The sequence below is a fragment of the Pseudomonas sp. R4-39-08 genome, from assembly GCF_003852275.1.
Taxonomy (GTDB): domain Bacteria; phylum Pseudomonadota; class Gammaproteobacteria; order Pseudomonadales; family Pseudomonadaceae; genus Aquipseudomonas.
In genome coordinates, this window is sequence record NZ_CP027733.1 from 1,981,282 (window position 1) to 1,996,932 (window position 15,651).

General features: G+C 63.6%; 12 protein-coding genes. All 12 read right to left on the reverse strand.

The genetic code is table 11. From position 1 onward, the window contains the following. Positions 1 to 92: 92 nt before the first annotated feature. Genes C4J88_RS09145 through C4J88_RS09200 form a run of 12 tightly spaced genes read right to left on the reverse strand, consistent with a single transcriptional unit; the run spans position 93 to position 15,450 of the window. Complete coding sequence (locus C4J88_RS09145; RefSeq protein ID WP_124406786.1) at positions 93 to 1,136, reverse strand: acyltransferase family protein; 1,044 nt, start codon at positions 1,134 to 1,136, stop codon at positions 93 to 95. Between the two features lie 22 nt (positions 1,137 to 1,158). Further along, positions 1,159 to 2,568 carry a lipid II flippase MurJ gene (locus C4J88_RS09150; RefSeq protein WP_124406787.1) on the reverse strand — a complete coding sequence of 470 codons (1,410 nt, stop codon included), beginning with the start codon at positions 2,566 to 2,568 and terminating at the stop codon, positions 1,159 to 1,161. Then, positions 2,568 to 4,001 (reverse strand): O-antigen ligase, encoded by a 1,434-nt coding sequence (locus C4J88_RS09155; RefSeq protein ID WP_124406788.1) that lies wholly within the window; start codon positions 3,999 to 4,001, stop codon positions 2,568 to 2,570. The genes C4J88_RS09150 and C4J88_RS09155 overlap by 1 nt, the downstream gene beginning before the upstream one ends. Beyond that, positions 3,998 to 5,101: a glycosyltransferase family 1 protein gene (locus tag C4J88_RS09160; protein WP_124406789.1), complete on the reverse strand. Its 1,104-nt coding sequence runs from the start codon at positions 5,099 to 5,101 to the stop codon at positions 3,998 to 4,000. The genes C4J88_RS09155 and C4J88_RS09160 overlap by 4 nt, the downstream gene beginning before the upstream one ends. After that, positions 5,092 to 6,309, reverse strand: a complete 1,218-nt coding sequence (locus C4J88_RS09165) for a glycosyltransferase family 4 protein (protein ID WP_124406790.1) — start codon at positions 6,307 to 6,309, stop codon at positions 5,092 to 5,094. The genes C4J88_RS09160 and C4J88_RS09165 overlap by 10 nt, the downstream gene beginning before the upstream one ends. A gap of 8 nt (positions 6,310 to 6,317) precedes the next feature. Continuing rightward, entirely contained in the window at positions 6,318 to 7,646 is a 1,329-nt protein-coding gene (locus C4J88_RS09170) for a cellulase family glycosylhydrolase (RefSeq protein ID WP_124406791.1), read from the reverse strand. Then, positions 7,636 to 8,826, reverse strand: a complete 1,191-nt coding sequence (locus C4J88_RS09175; RefSeq protein WP_124406792.1) for a glycosyltransferase — start codon at positions 8,824 to 8,826, stop codon at positions 7,636 to 7,638. Before C4J88_RS09175 ends, C4J88_RS09170 begins: the two co-directional genes overlap by 11 nt. Next, positions 8,826 to 10,817 carry an exopolysaccharide transport family protein gene (locus C4J88_RS09180; RefSeq protein ID WP_124406793.1) on the reverse strand — a complete coding sequence of 664 codons (1,992 nt, stop codon included), beginning with the start codon at positions 10,815 to 10,817 and terminating at the stop codon, positions 8,826 to 8,828. The genes C4J88_RS09175 and C4J88_RS09180 overlap by 1 nt, the downstream gene beginning before the upstream one ends. Before the next feature lie 14 nt (positions 10,818 to 10,831). Then, entirely contained in the window at positions 10,832 to 11,608 is a 777-nt protein-coding gene (locus tag C4J88_RS09185) for a polysaccharide biosynthesis/export family protein (protein ID WP_124362084.1), read from the reverse strand. A 29-nt stretch (positions 11,609 to 11,637) separates the two neighbouring features. After that, a complete protein-coding gene (locus C4J88_RS09190) occupies positions 11,638 to 12,549 on the reverse strand; it encodes a glycosyltransferase family 2 protein (protein ID WP_124366516.1) in 912 nt (303 codons plus the stop codon). 1 nt (position 12,550) lies between these two features. Further along, the gene (locus C4J88_RS09195) at positions 12,551 to 14,011 is read right to left on the reverse strand and encodes a mannose-1-phosphate guanylyltransferase/mannose-6-phosphate isomerase (protein WP_124406794.1); all 1,461 of its coding nucleotides are present in this window, start codon (positions 14,009 to 14,011) and stop codon (positions 12,551 to 12,553) included. Beyond that, on the reverse strand, positions 14,011 to 15,450 hold the full coding sequence (locus C4J88_RS09200) for an undecaprenyl-phosphate glucose phosphotransferase (protein ID WP_124406795.1): 1,440 nt from the start codon (positions 15,448 to 15,450) through the stop codon (positions 14,011 to 14,013). The genes C4J88_RS09195 and C4J88_RS09200 overlap by 1 nt, the downstream gene beginning before the upstream one ends. Between the last annotated feature and the right edge of the window lie 201 nt (positions 15,451 to 15,651).

Below are 15,651 nucleotides of genomic sequence, written 5' to 3' on the forward strand. Positions count from 1 at the left end.
AGAACTCAGGGCCACCACGTTTATCCAGAATGAGCGCGGTGCCTGGGTGTTTTTCGCGAGCAAGCTCGCTCCTACATCAGCCAGCGGCGTCTTTAAGATTTTGGCGCTTTACGCACTGGAAACGGAAAGTAGAAAAACCGCAGGAATGCCACCCGCTTGATCACTTCCCCGATCAGCAACGGCACCACCACCGCCACCACGAAACCCACGCACGCGGCCATGAACGGATGCAAACCCAGGCGCTCCATCAGGTCGAAGGTCTTGTGCTGGATCTCGCCGTGGAAGATCAACAGGATCAAGGTGGATTGGCCGATGTAGGTCATCGCCCGCGTCAGCAGGGGCGACACCATCAACACCCGCGCCAGCGCCCAGCACAGGTACACACCGATCACCGCCAGCAGGCTGGTCCACAACCAGTGGTCGTAGCGACGCTGCGCCAGGTCCATGGTGTCGTGGCTGTAGAGGAACACAGCGGCGAACAGCACCAGCGAAATCAGCAGGGTCAGCAGCGAGCCTTCATGCCGGCGCAGCCAATCACGCAGCAGATAGCCGTAGATGAAATAGGTACTGCTGATCAGGGTCACGTCGAGGCTGAAGGGCAGGCCGGGCAACGCCCATGTTTGTTCGCCGAGGGTGACCGGCACTTGCCAGAACCATTTCAACATCCAGATGCCGAGCAACAGTTGCGCGCCGATCAGCAGGCAAGCGGCCAGCAATGGCAGCTTCAGGCGCTGAATCAGCCGCAGCATCAACCAACTGAACAGGATCGCCACCCAGAAGTGCGGCAAGAACCACAACGCCTGCCACGGGATGGTGTCCACGGAGGCATACAGCACGCCGCCGATATCCCCCAGCAACGGTTGCCCGCGCAGCACATCCCGCACGATCACATACACCAGCATGGTGAAGAAGAACGGCTTGAGCAGGCCATCGGCCTTGCGCACCGCCATCTCCACGAATGGCTGCTCGGGCTTGAAGAACACCCCGGACAAAAAGAAGAACAACGGCAGCACGAACGACGCCAGGATCGGGTACAGCAAATCCAGCGAGTTGGCGACAAACCAACTGTGGCCGTACACGATAATCAGAATACCGACGCCTTTGGCGATATCCATTTGAATCCAACGATGCTTCATGTGAGTCTTCCCGAACGATCATTCACGCCTTGCGCCACGGCGTCAGCCACAGCCCCATACCCAGCAACACCACGGCGCCTGCCAGGGTGCTCAGCCCCACTTGCAGCCACACGTCTTCGATTCGAAACAACACCAGCGCCGCCAGCCCCAACAGCGCCGCACTGAGCAGCCATTGCCGCGCCCAGGGCAGGGCGCCGAGCAACGCCTGGCGCTGCATCAGCAGCAGCGCGGTGCAGATCACGCCCGCCAGCGCCGCCAGTGGAATGCCGGCCAGGCCAAACGCAAACGGCAATACGCCCAGCAGCAGCACATTGACCAGGCTGCCGAGCAGTTCGCAGCGCAGCGGCTGGCGCGTGTCGCCGGCGGCGTAGGCGTAGCGCGCGAGCAGGGCGTTCCAGGCACCGAATACCAGGGGCACGGCAAACCAGGCGAGCAACAGCGGCAGTGGCGAGTCTGCCGATTGTGCGGGCAGCAGCAGCGCGACCAGGCTCGGCGCCGCCGCCACCAGGCCGACGCCGGCCGGCAAGGTCAGCACGCTGGCGGTTTCCAGGCCGCGCTTGAGCAGGGCCAGGCGTTCATCGCCCTGGCGTCGGCTCATCATGCCCAGCAGCACTTGATTGAGGCTCATCAGCGCAATCAAGGGCAGGTTCATCAGCTTGCGCGCCAGGTTGACCCAGGTCACCGCGCCTTCCCCCAGCAGCGATGCCACCAGGCGCTCGATCAACGCCAGGCCCTGGCTGGCGCCATTGCTGAGTAACAAGGGGCCGATACGTTGGCCCAACTCCCGCAAAGGCGCGAAGGACAGTTGCACGCGCCACGGCCGCCAGCCCAGGCGCCAGAGCGACGGCAGCAGCGCCAACGGCATCAAGCCACTGCCGACCAAGCACGCCAGCGCGAGGCTATGCGGCTGGCTGGCGGTGCCTGCCATGGCGAGGTACGCCACCGGCGGCAGGTTGAACAGCAGCGAGCCCAACCCCGCCAGCACAAAGCGCTCGCTGGCCTGCAAGGGCACACTGAACAGCGCATGCAGCAGCAGGCCCGGCACGCACCACGCCACGATCTGCAGATTGCTGCCGGCCAGGGCCGTGGCGCTGGCCGCCAACCCCGGGCCGAGCAGTTGCACCAGCCACGGCGCCAATAGCATCAGCAGCAGACTGGTGACCAGCGCAATCAACAGCAACGCCGGGAACAACACGGCCAGCCAGTCCAGGCGTTCGCTGTTCTTTCGTTGCAGGTACAGCGGCAACGCGGCGGCGCTCAACACACCGCCGGCCAGCGACATGCGCAGCGCCTCGGGCAAGAACAGCGCGATCAGGAACGCATCACTGCGCTCCCCCGCGCCCCAGGCCGCCACCAGCAACCACTCGCGCGCAAACCCCAGGCACAGGCCCAGCAGGGTCGCCACGGTCAGCCATACGGCAGAACCCAGCATCAGGGCCGCGCGCCATCAAGCATCGGCTTGCGAAACGCCAACGCCTTGACCTGGGGCAGGCGCGCCGGGAACAAGCGCCGCGCCTCCAGTACGTTAATCCCCACCATCAGCCAGAACAGCGCGACCATCACCACGGCAAAGCTGAAGTAGTGGTCAAACAAACCGCTGACCAGCGCCGACAGAATCCCGGCGGTGCTGCCCAGCCACAGCGCGTTGTCCTTGGTCAGGCGGATCGGGCCCTTTTCCGGCCGGGCTTCACGCCACCAGCGCACGGTGACTGCGATAAACAACAGCATGCCGACGACGCCGGTCTTGTAGATGAAGTTCAGCCACAGGTTGGAGATCCCCAGCAAGTGCGTGCCCGGTACCGGCGGGTCGACCTTGAAACCGATGCCGAACGGGTACGCCGCCACGGCCTGCGGGAACATGCGGTATTCGTCGAAACGCACTTCGGTACTGGCGTTGCTCGAGGAGAAAATGGTCGCCAGGCGTTCCTGCAGCGGCGGATAAGCCATCACCAACGCCACGGTCAACGCCGCGCCGATCATCAGTAGACGTCCGGTGTAAGGCACGCGCCGCGTGGCCAGCCACATCAGCACCAGCGCCAGGCTGACCATCGCCCCGCGGCTGCTGGCCAACAGCAACGCCGCCGCGCCCAGGCAGGCTACGCTCAGGCCCAGTGCGCGTTTCCAACCTTGTTCGGTCATGCCGTAGCAGAACGCCAACGGCAGCAGCAGCGCCATGATTCCGCCAATGGCATTCGGGTGCATCCACGGCGAGCCCATGCGTGACGACATGGCTTCCAGGCCGAATTTCAACGTGTCGAAGTTGCCGTAGTTGAGCAGCGCCAGGATCGGCGCAATCCCCGCCCCGGAGCGTGTGCGCACGAACACCGCAATCGACATCACCAGCATCGCCAGGGTGCCCAGCAGCAGGGCGATCACCAGGCTTTCGCGGTGTTTGTAGTCCACCAGCAGCTTGGCCGTGAGAAATACTCCCGAGAGGTTCAGCAACCAACGCAGCCAGTTGGCCACGCCGCTGCTTTCGGCGTGGATGCTGACCTGGCCGACGATAAACGGGAACACGCTGAACAGCATTAGCCACAGCAGCATCTGGTCGGTGGGGCGAAGCGCCAGGCGCGGCGCGTCCGGCAGGCGCGACAGAAAGCCGTGCCACAGCACCGCGCCCCAGGTCAGCGCAAGAATGGCTTCGCTCACCGTACTGCGGATGCCCAGATTAAGCGTGGAGTAGGGCATGAAGGTCGCGACCAGGGCGAACAGCAGCAAGCCCCAGAAGGGAAAGCGCAGGATGGTCACAGCTGCCGCCAGGCCGATCACGGCGAGAAACGCCTTGGCCGGTGACAGCGCCAGGGCGACCACACCGAACAGCACGCCGAAGAGGATCGCGACGAGGCTTGCCAGGGAGAGTCTCATTTCAGTTCCTCGATCAGTTCGGCCAGGCGCCGGCGATAGGCGTGTTGGTTAAAGCGGTCGGCCCATCGGCGGTGGTGTTCGGGCGTGGCTTCATCGGCGCGCTCACCCAGGTTCAGCATCAACTGGACCAACGCGGGGCCATCGGTGGGTGAAAAGCGCGGCGCCGACGGCGGGGTGATTTCGTCCAGCGAGGTGCCGCTGGCCACGGCGACCGGGGTGCCGACGCTCAGCGCTTCAATCACCGGCAAACCAAAACCTTCCGCATAGGACGGTTGCCACACGCGTGACGCTTGGCGGTACAGCGCCTGCAATTCGGCGTCGGAGACGCCACTCAACGCATGAATCCCCGGCAGTTGGCGCTGGGCTTCGGGCAAATGCTCAAGGCTGCCCACCAGGACCAGTTCCGGCACGCTGGGGGAGTCGCGCCGCGCCCGTTGCCAGGCATCCACCAGGAACGGCACGTTCTTGCGCAGTTCACGGGTGCCGACCAGCAGCCAGAAGCCTGTGGGCAATTGGCGCGCGGACAGGTCCGCCGGTGGTTCATTGAAGCCCTCCACCTGATTGGGCAGGACGCGAACCTTGCCCGCCGCCTGAGGAAATAACCGCACGGTTTCGTCGGCACTGTACTGGGAGGGCGTCCACACCCGGTCGGCGCTGCGCACCGCGTAGGCAATCGACAGGCGATCGGTGGTTTTGTACACCAGCGCCTTCAGGCGGCTGGCGTGGTAGTTGTCCAGGGTGATCTGAAACAGGTCGTGCAGCAGCACCACGGTGCGCAACCCTTCAGGCTTGGGCGGTAACGGCAGGCCCATATTGAAGGTGCTGATGTACAGATCGATGTGCTGTTCGCGCAGGGCGCGGGGTAAAAAACCGGCTTCGAAGCGCAGGCGATTCTGTGGCTGGTGCATCGCCGTTTTCGCGCAGCCCCAGGCCGGGCAGTGCGCCTGCAACCGGGTTTGATCGCCCAGGGGCGCGACGGTAAATCGCTCCAGTTCGATGTCCGGCAGGCTGCGCAGGGCGCTTTCCAGCGCATACACCTGGCGGCTGATGCCCGATTGCGGTGAGGTGCCGACGGTGCGGTAATCCAGGCCTACACGCATGCGGGCTCCTTTTGATTGAGCGGCGAAAGGGTGGCGTACACCTGCTCCAGTTGGCTGGCGGCAACGCTCCAGTCATGGGCTCGCCGCGCATAGGCGCGGCCGGCTTCACCCATGGGCGCGGCGGCTTCGGGAGCGTGCAGCAGGCGCACCACGGCGTCAGCCAGGCCGGCGGCAGTTTGCCCGCCCAGATAATCCAGGCCCTCGACCAGGTCCAGGCCCGACACGCCCTGTTCGGTACTGGCCAGCGGCAGGCCGGCGGCCAACGCTTCGAGCACCTTGAGCTTGGAACCGCCGCCATGGCGCAACGGCGCCAGAAACACCGAACAGCTCGATTGCAGATTCAACAGGTTTGGCACAAAGCCCTGCCACTCGATGCGCGAGTCCGGCCAGCGTTCGCGCCAACCGTCGGGCATGCCGAAGCCGCACACGCTCATGCGCGCGTCGGGGCAGCGCTCCCAGACTTTCGGCAGGATTTCATCCAGGGCCCATTCGATGGCATCCACATTGGGGGCGTATTCATAGTTGCCGAGGAACAGCACGCGGCGGGTCGAGGGGTCAGGGCGGGCGCCGGCGAAGTGATCGCAGTCAACGCCGTTGACCACCACCGGCACCGGTCTGCCGGCGATTTTTTCCAGCACCTGCGCATCGCTGTCGGTGACGGCCACCACTTGGCTGGCCTGGCGCATCACGCGACGCTCCCAGCGCGTGTAGCGCCATTGGTCATAGCGAATGAACGGCAGCGCCCAACGCGGCAAACGGTCGTACGTCGCCGCGCCGAGCGCCGACTCAACGTTATGTTCAGTCAACACGAAGGGTTGGGATTTGCGCGCCAGGGCATCTTCGTAAGGTTGGAAGGTATAGCTGTGCTCAATCTGCACCACGTCCCAATGCTCGTTGAGCAGTTGGTTGAACCGGTCCTCCAATTGCCCCGACAGGCCATTCACGCTGGCCAGCAGCGGGTAAGGTGCAAACAGCCCGGCCAACAGGGTTTTCAGGCTGCGCAGTGGCCGACGCGGCAGGATGATCAACTGCTCGAGAAAGCCTTCCAGCACGTGGCGATCGCTCAGCGACACCGGGTGCTTGTCATGCAAAAGCAACGTGATCCGGTGCCCACGCGCCGCCAGACTGCGCAGAAGGTGGAACTGGCGCGTCTTGCCGCCGCTGGTGGCAGGCCAGGGCGAATAAGGCAGGATCCATAAAATGCGCATGGCGGGCTTCAATCCCATAACAGAATTTGCAGGTTCGACTTGACCGGGACAGTCAACCCGTTAGTGCCGCTCACCGGTGTCTGTGTGCCGCGCAACGGGTCATACAGCGTCGCGCTGGCGAGGCCGGGCAAGTGCGCGTTACCGCCACGGGCCGACCAGAAAAACCACAGTTTGCGCCCGTCGGCGCGGGTCCAGCCGATGCTGAACAGGCCGTCGGGCAACTGGTCGGCGGTGGGCGGGTCGGCGGGGGTCAGCTGCGGGCCACTGACGTCGAGGAAGTTCTTCAACGCGATGTAGACCGGCTTGGGCTTGGCGTCGATATCGAGCAGGCCGTAGGCACGGTCGCGCACGCTGGCGCGCTGGTCGAGGTCGCTCAGGGTAAACAGGAAGATCTTGTCGAAATCCAGCGCGCTCATCAGCGCCAGGCGGCGTATCACATAATCGGCCTGGCCCTGCTGGGTGATGATGTCCTGGGCTTCTTTGGGGCCGGCGTAGTTCGACCAGCCCCACTCGGTGCTCCACAGGGTTTTCACGCCGCTGGCGCGCAGCTTCTGGTTGAGCGCGGTGGTCTTGGCCACGAAGTCGAGGTTGGCCGGGTCGTTGCCCTCGGGCAGTTGCGTGTAAGGGTGGTAGGACATCACGGTGTTCAGCTTGGGCACACCGAGGGCGTCGAGGGCGTCGAGCATGGTCTGACCGTTGGGCATTTCGCTGAAAAACGCCATGCCGGCGGCCACCACCGGTTTGTTCGGGGCGACGGCGCGCAGTGCGGCGGCGGTGGTGCGCAGCAGCCTGGCATAACCGGCCGGGTCCGCCGCCGGGCGCCAGAAGCCCAGCAGGTTCGGCTCGTTCCACACCTGCCAGGCATCGACGCTGGGGTAGCGTTGGGCCAACAGGGCCATGCGGATCGCAAATACATTCGGGTCCTGCGGCGGGTACTGGTCCTGATAGGGCGCACCCACCGGCGCGGTGGTGATAAACGGCGCCGAGCCGACCAAGTAAAACACCGACTTGAGCTGGTTGTCCTTGAGCTTGGCCACCAACTCATCCAGGGTCGCCACCTGGTACCGGTCGGCGGCTGGCTCCAGCCGGTCCCAATGCAAATCCAGGCGCACCCATTCCAGGCCCAGGTCCTTGAGGCGGTCGATCTGCAGCTGGTAGCGCTCGGGGCTGAACCACAGGAACTGCGCGTTCACCCCGAGGAAATCCTTCCACACCACCACCTTGTTGCCTTTGAGCACATGGTTCTCGGCGTCGGCCGGGCGCCCCCAGATAAACGCGACCAGGCCCAGGGCCGCGACCAGCGCAAGGGTGGCGAAGTAGGTCCGTTTACGCGCCATACGGGGCCCCTGTGATTGCCTGTTCGAAGAGCTGCTTGAAGCGCTGCGCCGTCAGCGGCCACAAGCGTTCGCGGCCGATTGCGCCGGCGCGTTCGGCCCAGTCCCGGGCCAATGTGGGCGTACGGGCCAGGCGCAACAATTGCTCGCCCAGCGCGGCCACATCGCCTTCGGGGTAGATCGCGCCGTTACCGCTGGCGACTTCCTCGGCGAACGCCCGGGCATCCGAGGTAATCGCCCCGCGCCCGCACGCGGCGGCCCAGGACAGCGCGCCACTGGTGCCGCGCTGACGGCCGAGCAGGCCGAGTTTTTTCGATTCGCGATAGGGCAGCACCATCACATGATGGGCCTGGATCGTCTGTGCAATCTCGTCGGCCGGCAGGTTCAGCCGCCAATCGATGGAGCCTGCCAGGCCGAGGTCGGCGATCTGGCGGTTCAACTGCTCCAGGTAATTACCGCCCGCGCCAAACGCCATTTCGGCGGCAGTGCCACCGGCCAGGGTCAGGCGCACACGGTCACGCAATTCGGGGGCTTGCTTGAAAACGGCGGCCAGGGCCTGCAACAGGTCTTCAATGCCTTTGCCACGGTAGATAAAACCGAAATACAGCAGGTGCAGGGTGTCCAGCGGCGGCAGCGCCACGGCTGCAATCGCCAGGTTGGCGTGGTTGATTACCGCCACTTTGCCGGCGGGCAATTGCATGCGCTGGCTGAGGCAGTCGGCGCCCAGGCGGGTGAGGGTGATCAGCCTCGTCAGGCCACGGGCGACATGGCGTTCTTCGCGCAGGGTCAACGGGTCTGCCAGCACCACCGCTGCCTGCGGCAACGGGCTGGGCAGGCGCTGCAGCAGGTTGAGCGGGAAGGGCAGGTGCTCGCGCCGCCATACGATGCGCTCGGGGTCATGCACGGTGGCCGTCAGCGGCAGGTTCGGGTAGGCGCTGCGCAACGCGCGCAACGCCAAAAACTCCCCCAGGCGCCCGCCGCCCAGCTCGGCGTGGACCAGGTCCACGCTGCGCCAGTCGAACGCGGCGACGGCCTGCTTGATCGCCGCGCTCGAGCCTTCCACGCCGCTCAACGGTGTCACCACCGTCACGCCCAGCTGCTCCAATGCCGTCTTGAAATGGTGCGCGTAGTCGGCGATCCCATTCTTTTCCGGTGGCAAAGGCGCGAGCAGGGCGATGCGCATCAGAACGCCCCCCGGTATTTGCCGATGGTGTGCAGCACCTTGGCCGGCACTTCGAATTTACGCCGGTTGATGATGATGCCATCGACTTTGCCGAACGCCGTGTTGAGGATCGACAACGCGTGCTCCACCACCGGCACCGTGCTCTTCTGCGCTTCCACCACCAGCGCGATCAGGTCGGCGCGCCGCAGGTTGACGAACGCATCGCGGTTGTCCAGCAGCGCCGAGGCGTCCAGCAACACCACTTCGCCCGGTGCGGCGGGCGCCGCCCCGCCGACGCGCACGGTAATGCCATTTTCCTGGAGCAGTTGGCGCAGTTGCTCCACCACGAAGGTCACCCCTTCACCGTGGCGCGCCGAGGTCAGCCCGAGGGTCAGGCCGCGTTCGGCCACGCGGTCCAATTGCAGCAGACCGTACAGCCGGTAGATGCTCGCATTGAACGCATTGGTGCCTTGCGCGGTGCTGGTGTCCAGCTCCGGCAGGGTAGTCCACAGCGGCAGGCCGAATTTGCGTTCCACCAGGCCGCCATCGTGAATGCGCTGGTCAAGCAGGTAGCACAGGTAAATCACCAGCAGGCCGACGACGATGGCAAACGGGATCGCCAGCAACAGCATCAGCAGGGTTTTGGGGAAGATGCGACCTGGGTTCAGGGTCGCTTCCTCGATCACCGCGATGTTGCTGATCTGGCTGTTGTCCAGTTCACGGTCGATGCGCGATTTTTCCAGGTTGTCCACGTACAGCGCGTAGTTACGCTCGGTGGCACCCAGCTCGCGGGACAGGCGCGCCAGCTCCGGTTCAATCTCCAGGGCTTCCTTGCGTTGCGCTTCGAGATTGACCAGTTGCTTTTGCTGCTGCACCAGTTGGGTGCGCAACGCCAGGTTGTTGCTGGACTCATCGAGCAGCACGCGCTGCAAGTGGATTTCCAGGGTATTCGGCGCGCGGTTTTCCGAGCTTTGTACGGTGTTGCTTTCACCGGCAACCTGGGCCTGCATCGCCCGAATCGACGCATCCAGGGCTTTGACCGGCGGCGCGTTATCGGTGTAGGTGCGCATCATGTCGGCTTTTTCCAGCAGCTTCTGGTTAAGCAAGCGACGCAAATCCTGCTGCTGCGGGTTCAGCGCAATCTGGCGAACCGTGGTCACTTCCTTGGGCTGGGTCTTGAGCTGGGTGCGTGTGCTCTCGAGGGCGCTGTCCGACGAGGCGATCAAACGCGTGGTGTTGAAGGTTTCGCCGCGCAGCACGTTGATGCGCTCGGACAAATCTTCCAGGCGATCGGTAATGCTCGCCGCGCCGATCTGGTTCAAGTGGGTCAGGATCTGCTGCTTGTAGCTCTTGATCTCGGTGGCGCTGTTGGACACCTGGCCTTCATAGAAGGCATACAGGCTCTTGCGCCCCAGGGCCTGGGTGCGTTCGTTGATGTAGGTTTCGACCCAACTCTTGACCACCGCCTGGGCGATCTCGGGGTCGCTCCACTTGAAGCTGATGTCCATCACCGTGGACCCGGCCGCATGGCTGACTTCGAAGTTCTTCTCCAGGCTCGCGGCGAGGCGTTCCACCGGCGTGGTCTGTTCAATCACGCCCACGGTTTCCAGCACCACGCGCACGCCGTCGAACACGGCGCCGATAGCGTTTTTGACGTAGTACTTGGTGCGCTTCCAGACACCTTCCGGCGGCGGCATTTTGTCGATGACTTCCAGGTAATGCTCGGCCACCGCACGCACGATCGGGCGGCCGGTCAGCAGGCGCTCCTCGTCGACAATCGGGTCGCGCTGGGTGCTGGGCATGACCAGCGCCTGGCGGTTGCTGATTTCGATCGGCAGTGTCGAATCACGCCCCGGCTTGACCAGCAGGCGCGCGGTGGATTCGAACTTGGCGGGCAGCAGGAAGGCCCCCAGCAAAATGATCACCAGCGCCGCGATGGCCGCCAGCTTGAACTCATGCCGGAAGATGAAGAACAGGCGCAGAAGATCGCGAAAAGAACGGATCTCGATCATGGGATGTCGCTCCTTTAGTTACTGCCGCCGCTGGTTCGGGTGTAGTTGTAGCCAACCCCGATCGACTTGGTGAATGGGATCAACTGGTTCAGGTAGGTATCCACGCCCTGGATGCGCTCGCCCACATTGGATTTGGGCACGAACACCACATCACCGCGTTGCAGGGGCACTTGTTTGCGCCCGTTGGGCCCGGTCTTAAGGTATTGGCTGAAGTCCAGGAAGTAGGCGCGATAGACGCCTTGGGTATCTTCGCGCAGCAGCGCAACCATGCTGGCATTGCCTGCCGGGTTGACCCCGCCGGCGCCGACAATGGCTTGCTCCAGGGTGTTGGCCGAGGCGATCGGCACCGTGGTCGGGTTGTTGACCGCGCCGCCGACGATGATCGAATTGCCCGGCGCCTGGTTGATGTTCACCGTCACCCGTGGCTCGCGATACACCGGCGCAAGCTTGCTGCTCAGCTCGTTCGCCACCTCGGACGGGGTGCGCCGGGCCACCTGGATCGGGCCCAGGAACGGGTAGTTGATCTTGCCGTCGGTTTGCACCGTGTACAGCGTCAGCTCATAGATGGTGCTGACGTTGAACGCCGACAGGGTCGGCATTTCCCCGGCATCGCGCACGATGCGCAACTGATCGCCGATGCGGATGCGTTCCACCGCCGGCGGCAGTTGGGCCAGTTGGTCGAGGGCGCGCTTGCCGTCCTCGACGGTCTTGCCGTCAGGCGCGACGATGCGCGCGGGGGTATTGCAGGCGGCCAGGGCCATCATGGCCAGGACGAGCAGGGTTCGTTTCATCAAATAGGACTTCCTGTAGGTCATGATGCTCACCTCCAATAACCGGGGAACATGCTGATGCGCCGCTTGAGGGCGAGGGGTAGCCGGCGTTCCTGCTGGCCCAGCCGATAGCCGAGCAACTTGAACGCGCTGCGCACCAGTACTTCGGGTACGCGGTGCCATGCACCGGCTGCGCGCAATGCCGCGAGTTCAGCCAGTACATAGCGTTTACCTTCACCGCCGGCATCGCCAAAGGCCTGGCGTATCCAGGGTTCGCGACCGTAGAACACGCCAATGTCGAAGTAGCGGTGAAACTCATCCATGAGTCGGTAATCGTGGGAGTGGTACACCTGCGCAGAGGCGGCGTAGCGCACGGTGTAGCCTTCGATCAGCATGCGCGCCGCGACGTAGGCGTCTTCGCTACCGATGACATCGGCGGGGAAACCACCTACGGCTTGCAGGGCGCTGCGTCGGTAAACGGAAAACGAGTCGGAGCTGAAACAGGTCTTGATCCCCAGCTGCGGCGCATCGGCCAGGCGCTTGCTGCGGCTGTGGGCCGGGTAATTGAAGTGGCGCGACTGCGCGCCCAGCACACCGGCGTCGGGGTGCGGCAGCTGGCGACCATAGGCCACGCCGTTGAGCGGGTCTTGCTGCAATTCAGCGAGCAGGTTGGCGAAGGTCTCGGGCGCGGCGGGAATGGCGTCCTGGGTCATGACGATCAGGGCATCGCCGCTTACCTGTTCGCTGGCCCAACGCCGCGTGCCGCCGTGGTTGAAGTCGCGGGCGTCGATCACCTCGACCCGCGCGCCGTATTCGCGAAAGCGCGCCACGGTGTCATCGCTGGACGCACTGTCGACCACCAGCATCTCGTCCGGTTGCAGGGTTTGCATTTTCAGCGCGGGCAGCAGCCGCGCCAGGTGGCTTGCGGCGTTACGGGTCGGGATGATCAGCGAGGTGCGCATGTCACGGCTTCACTTCGGCAGGCGCACGCCCATAGATGTCATCGAAGCGCACGATGTCGTCTTCGCCCAGGTACTCGCCGCTCTGCACCTCGATCATCACCAGGTCGATGATGCCGGGGTTGGTCAGGCGGTGTTTGTGCCCGGCCGGGATGTAGGTGGATTCGTTGGCGTTGATCAGAAATTCGCGCTCGCCATTGGTGATCTGCGCCGCGCCGCTGACCACCACCCAGTGTTCGCTGCGGTGATGGTGCATTTGCAGCGACAACGACGCCTGGGGCTTGACCACAATGCGCTTGATCTTGAAGCGGGTGCTTTCCTCCAGCACGGTGTAGGTGCCCCACGGCCGGGTGACGGTGCGGTGCAGGCTGAAGGCCGGGTGGTTCTGGCGCTTGAGCTCGGCCACGATGTAGCGCACGTCCTGGCTGCGGTGGGCGTCGGCGATCAGCAGGGCATCGGGGGTGTCGACGATGATCAGGTCACGCACGCCGACCGCACCGAGCACGCGCTTGGGCGAGTCGATGTAGCAGTTGTGCACGTCATGCAAAATCGCTTCGCCATTGACCTGGTTGCCCTGGGCATCGCTGGGGGTAAGCTGGCGCAGGGCCTCCCAGGAACCGATATCGCTCCAGCCGATGTCGCACGGCACCACGGCCACTTGCGTGGACTTTTCCATCAGCGCCACGTCAATGGAAATGTCCGGCGCGCTGCCGAAGGCGCCACTGTCCAGTTCGCGCTGGCGCGAGGTTTTGTTTTGCAGGTGCTGGCTGTGCTCAAGGGCGGCACGCGCAGCGATCAGCACGTCGGGCGCGTGGGTGTTCAGTTCATCCACCAGGGTGCTGGCCTTGAAGCAGAACATGCCGGCATTCCACAGGTGTTTGCCGCCGTCGAGGTAGGCTTGGGCAGTGGCCAGGTCGGGTTTTTCGACAAAGCGTTTGACAAGGTTGCCCTGGCTCAGCGCTTCGCCTTTTTCGATATAGCCGAAACCGGTCTCCGGGTGGTCGGGTTGAATGCCGAAGGTCACCAGGTAACCGGCGTCGGCCAGCTCGCGGGCCTGGGCCACGGCGTCGGCGAATGCGGTCTCGTTGAGCACCAAATGGTCGGCGGGCATCACCAGCAGTTGCGCGTCGCCACCGAAATGTTCCTGCACATGCAGCGCTGCCACGGCGATCGCCGCTGCGGTGTTGCGCCCGAAGGGCTCGAGCAGCAGGTCCAAGGGCAGGTGGGCCTTGTTGACCCCACGGTAGTCATCCAGGGTGCGAAACAACAGGTCACGGTTGGTCACCGTGAGCACGCTCTCCACGCCGGGCAGGCGGGCGGCGCGCTGGAAGGTTTTCTGCAGCAGGCTCTGGCCGTCGCGCATGCGCATGAACGGCTTGGGCATGTTCTGCCGGGACACCGGCCACAAGCGCGTGCCCGAACCACCGGAAATGATGCAGGGAATTAATCCGTTGAGGGTATTCATCAATAGACTTCCTTGGTGGAAAGGACGGCCGGGACCGTCATGAAAACGATGTACAAGTCAAACCACACCGACCATTTGGAGATGTACTCCAGGTCGTACTCGACGCGTTTCTGGATTTTGAACAGGGTGTCGGTTTCGCCCCGGTAGCCGTTGATTTGCGCCCACCCGGTGATGCCTGGCTTGACCCGGTGCCGTGAGCTGTATTCGCTGACCGCCACTTCGAAAGGAATGCCCGCCGCCTTGGTGGCGGTGGCGTGGGGCCGGGGGCCGACCATGGACATGTTGCCCTGCAGGACGTTGAACAACTGCGGCAGCTCGTCGATGCTGGTTTTGCGGATGATGCGCCCGACTCGGGTGATGCGCGGATCCTGGCGGGTGGTCTGGCGTTCGGCGGTGAAATCGCTCTGGTCGGTGAACATCGAACGGAACTTGAACACGCGGATTTCATTATCGTTATAGCCATAGCGGTTCTGGCGAAACAGCACCGGGCCCTTGGAATCGAGCTTGATCGCGATCGCCGTCAACAGCATCACCGGCGACAGCACCACCAGGGTGATGCTCGCCAGCAGCAGGTCTTCGCAGCGCTTGATAAAGGGCGACCAGCCACGCAGCGGTAACTGCGAGGTGTTGAACATCAGGATGCCGCCCACATCGGTGATGCGGCTGTGGCCGTAGCGCAGGGCGGCCATGTCCGGCACCAGCATCACGTTCACCGACATCTGCCGCAGGCGATTGACCAGCCCGTGGATACGCTGCTCGGCGGCCCACGGCAGGCAGATCATCACTTGGTTGACCTGCTCGGCGCGGATCAGCTTTTCCAGGTCGCGGGTATTGCCCAGCAGCGGCAGGTTGCTCAGTTCCTTGGGAATGCGTTCGGTGCGGTCGTCGATAAAACCGATCAGGCCGGAGCGGATATCGCCGTTGCGCTGCAGGTGGTCGGCGACATGCACGGCGGTGTCGGTAAAGCCCAGGATCACCGTGCGTTGCAGGAACTTGCCCTTGCGCATCAGGTTGCGGTACAGGCGCAGCATCACCAGGCGCTCCAGGCAGAACAGCCCGAGGCTGGCGAAGTACCACACCACCAGGTTGCGCGGGTTCAATTGCGGAAACACCTGCAGGATCTGGTACATGAATAGCAGGATGCAGAACGCCGACGACCAGGCCACGATATTGGCGCGCAGGCGCAAGCGGTTGCTGAACAGATCTTCGGAATAAATGCCCAGGGCCTGGAACAAAATAACCGTCAACACTGCAAAAAACAGCAGCAGCCCCAGGAAATGCGAGCGCATCTCGGCGTCCATCGGGTCGAGGAAAATCGCCAGGACCAGCGGCGGCAAAATGGCGGTCAAGCCATGCACCAACTTGACAAAAACAACAAAAAACTCAACGAAGCCGGCCCGGGTCAGAAACAAACTGACCACTGATGATTTCTCGCGCATACAACCATCCCTCATTGCACACCAAGTTTGCGCCGCAGCTGTTCAACGGAGCAGTCAACGGGCCACATCTGGATAAAACGCACCCATTCATCCAAGTGAAACCATCCAAATGAAGGAAGTTTTGCGGAGCTAGTGGCTAAAGGAGTTCCTTTTTACGGCACAGTCAATAACTTGACCATTCTGCGAAGTTTGCATTATAGA

Bases quoted from the DNA above. Each gene is read 5' to 3' on its own strand.
- C4J88_RS09160 (WP_124406789.1), bottom strand. From the start codon at position 5,101: ATGCGTGTAGGCCTGGATTACCGCACCGTCGGCACCTCACCGCAATCG.
- C4J88_RS09200 (WP_124406795.1), bottom strand. From the start codon at position 15,450: ATGCGCGAGAAATCATCAGTGGTCAGTTTGTTTCTGACCCGGGCCGGC.
- C4J88_RS09145 (WP_124406786.1), bottom strand. From the start codon at position 1,136: ATGAAGCATCGTTGGATTCAAATGGATATCGCCAAAGGCGTCGGTATT.
- C4J88_RS09175 (WP_124406792.1), bottom strand. From the start codon at position 8,826: ATGCGCATCGCCCTGCTCGCGCCTTTGCCACCGGAAAAGAATGGGATC.
- C4J88_RS09155 (WP_124406788.1), bottom strand. From the start codon at position 4,001: ATGAGACTCTCCCTGGCAAGCCTCGTCGCGATCCTCTTCGGCGTGCTG.
- C4J88_RS09180 (WP_124406793.1), bottom strand. From the start codon at position 10,817: ATGATCGAGATCCGTTCTTTTCGCGATCTTCTGCGCCTGTTCTTCATC.
- C4J88_RS09165 (WP_124406790.1), bottom strand. From the start codon at position 6,309: ATGCGCATTTTATGGATCCTGCCTTATTCGCCCTGGCCTGCCACCAGC.
- C4J88_RS09150 (WP_124406787.1), bottom strand. From the start codon at position 2,568: ATGCTGGGTTCTGCCGTATGGCTGACCGTGGCGACCCTGCTGGGCCTG.
- C4J88_RS09190 (WP_124366516.1), bottom strand. From the start codon at position 12,549: ATGCGCACCTCGCTGATCATCCCGACCCGTAACGCCGCAAGCCACCTG.
- C4J88_RS09185 (WP_124362084.1), bottom strand. From the start codon at position 11,608: ATGAAACGAACCCTGCTCGTCCTGGCCATGATGGCCCTGGCCGCCTGC.
- C4J88_RS09170 (WP_124406791.1), bottom strand. From the start codon at position 7,646: ATGGCGCGTAAACGGACCTACTTCGCCACCCTTGCGCTGGTCGCGGCC.
- C4J88_RS09195 (WP_124406794.1), bottom strand. From the start codon at position 14,011: ATGAATACCCTCAACGGATTAATTCCCTGCATCATTTCCGGTGGTTCG.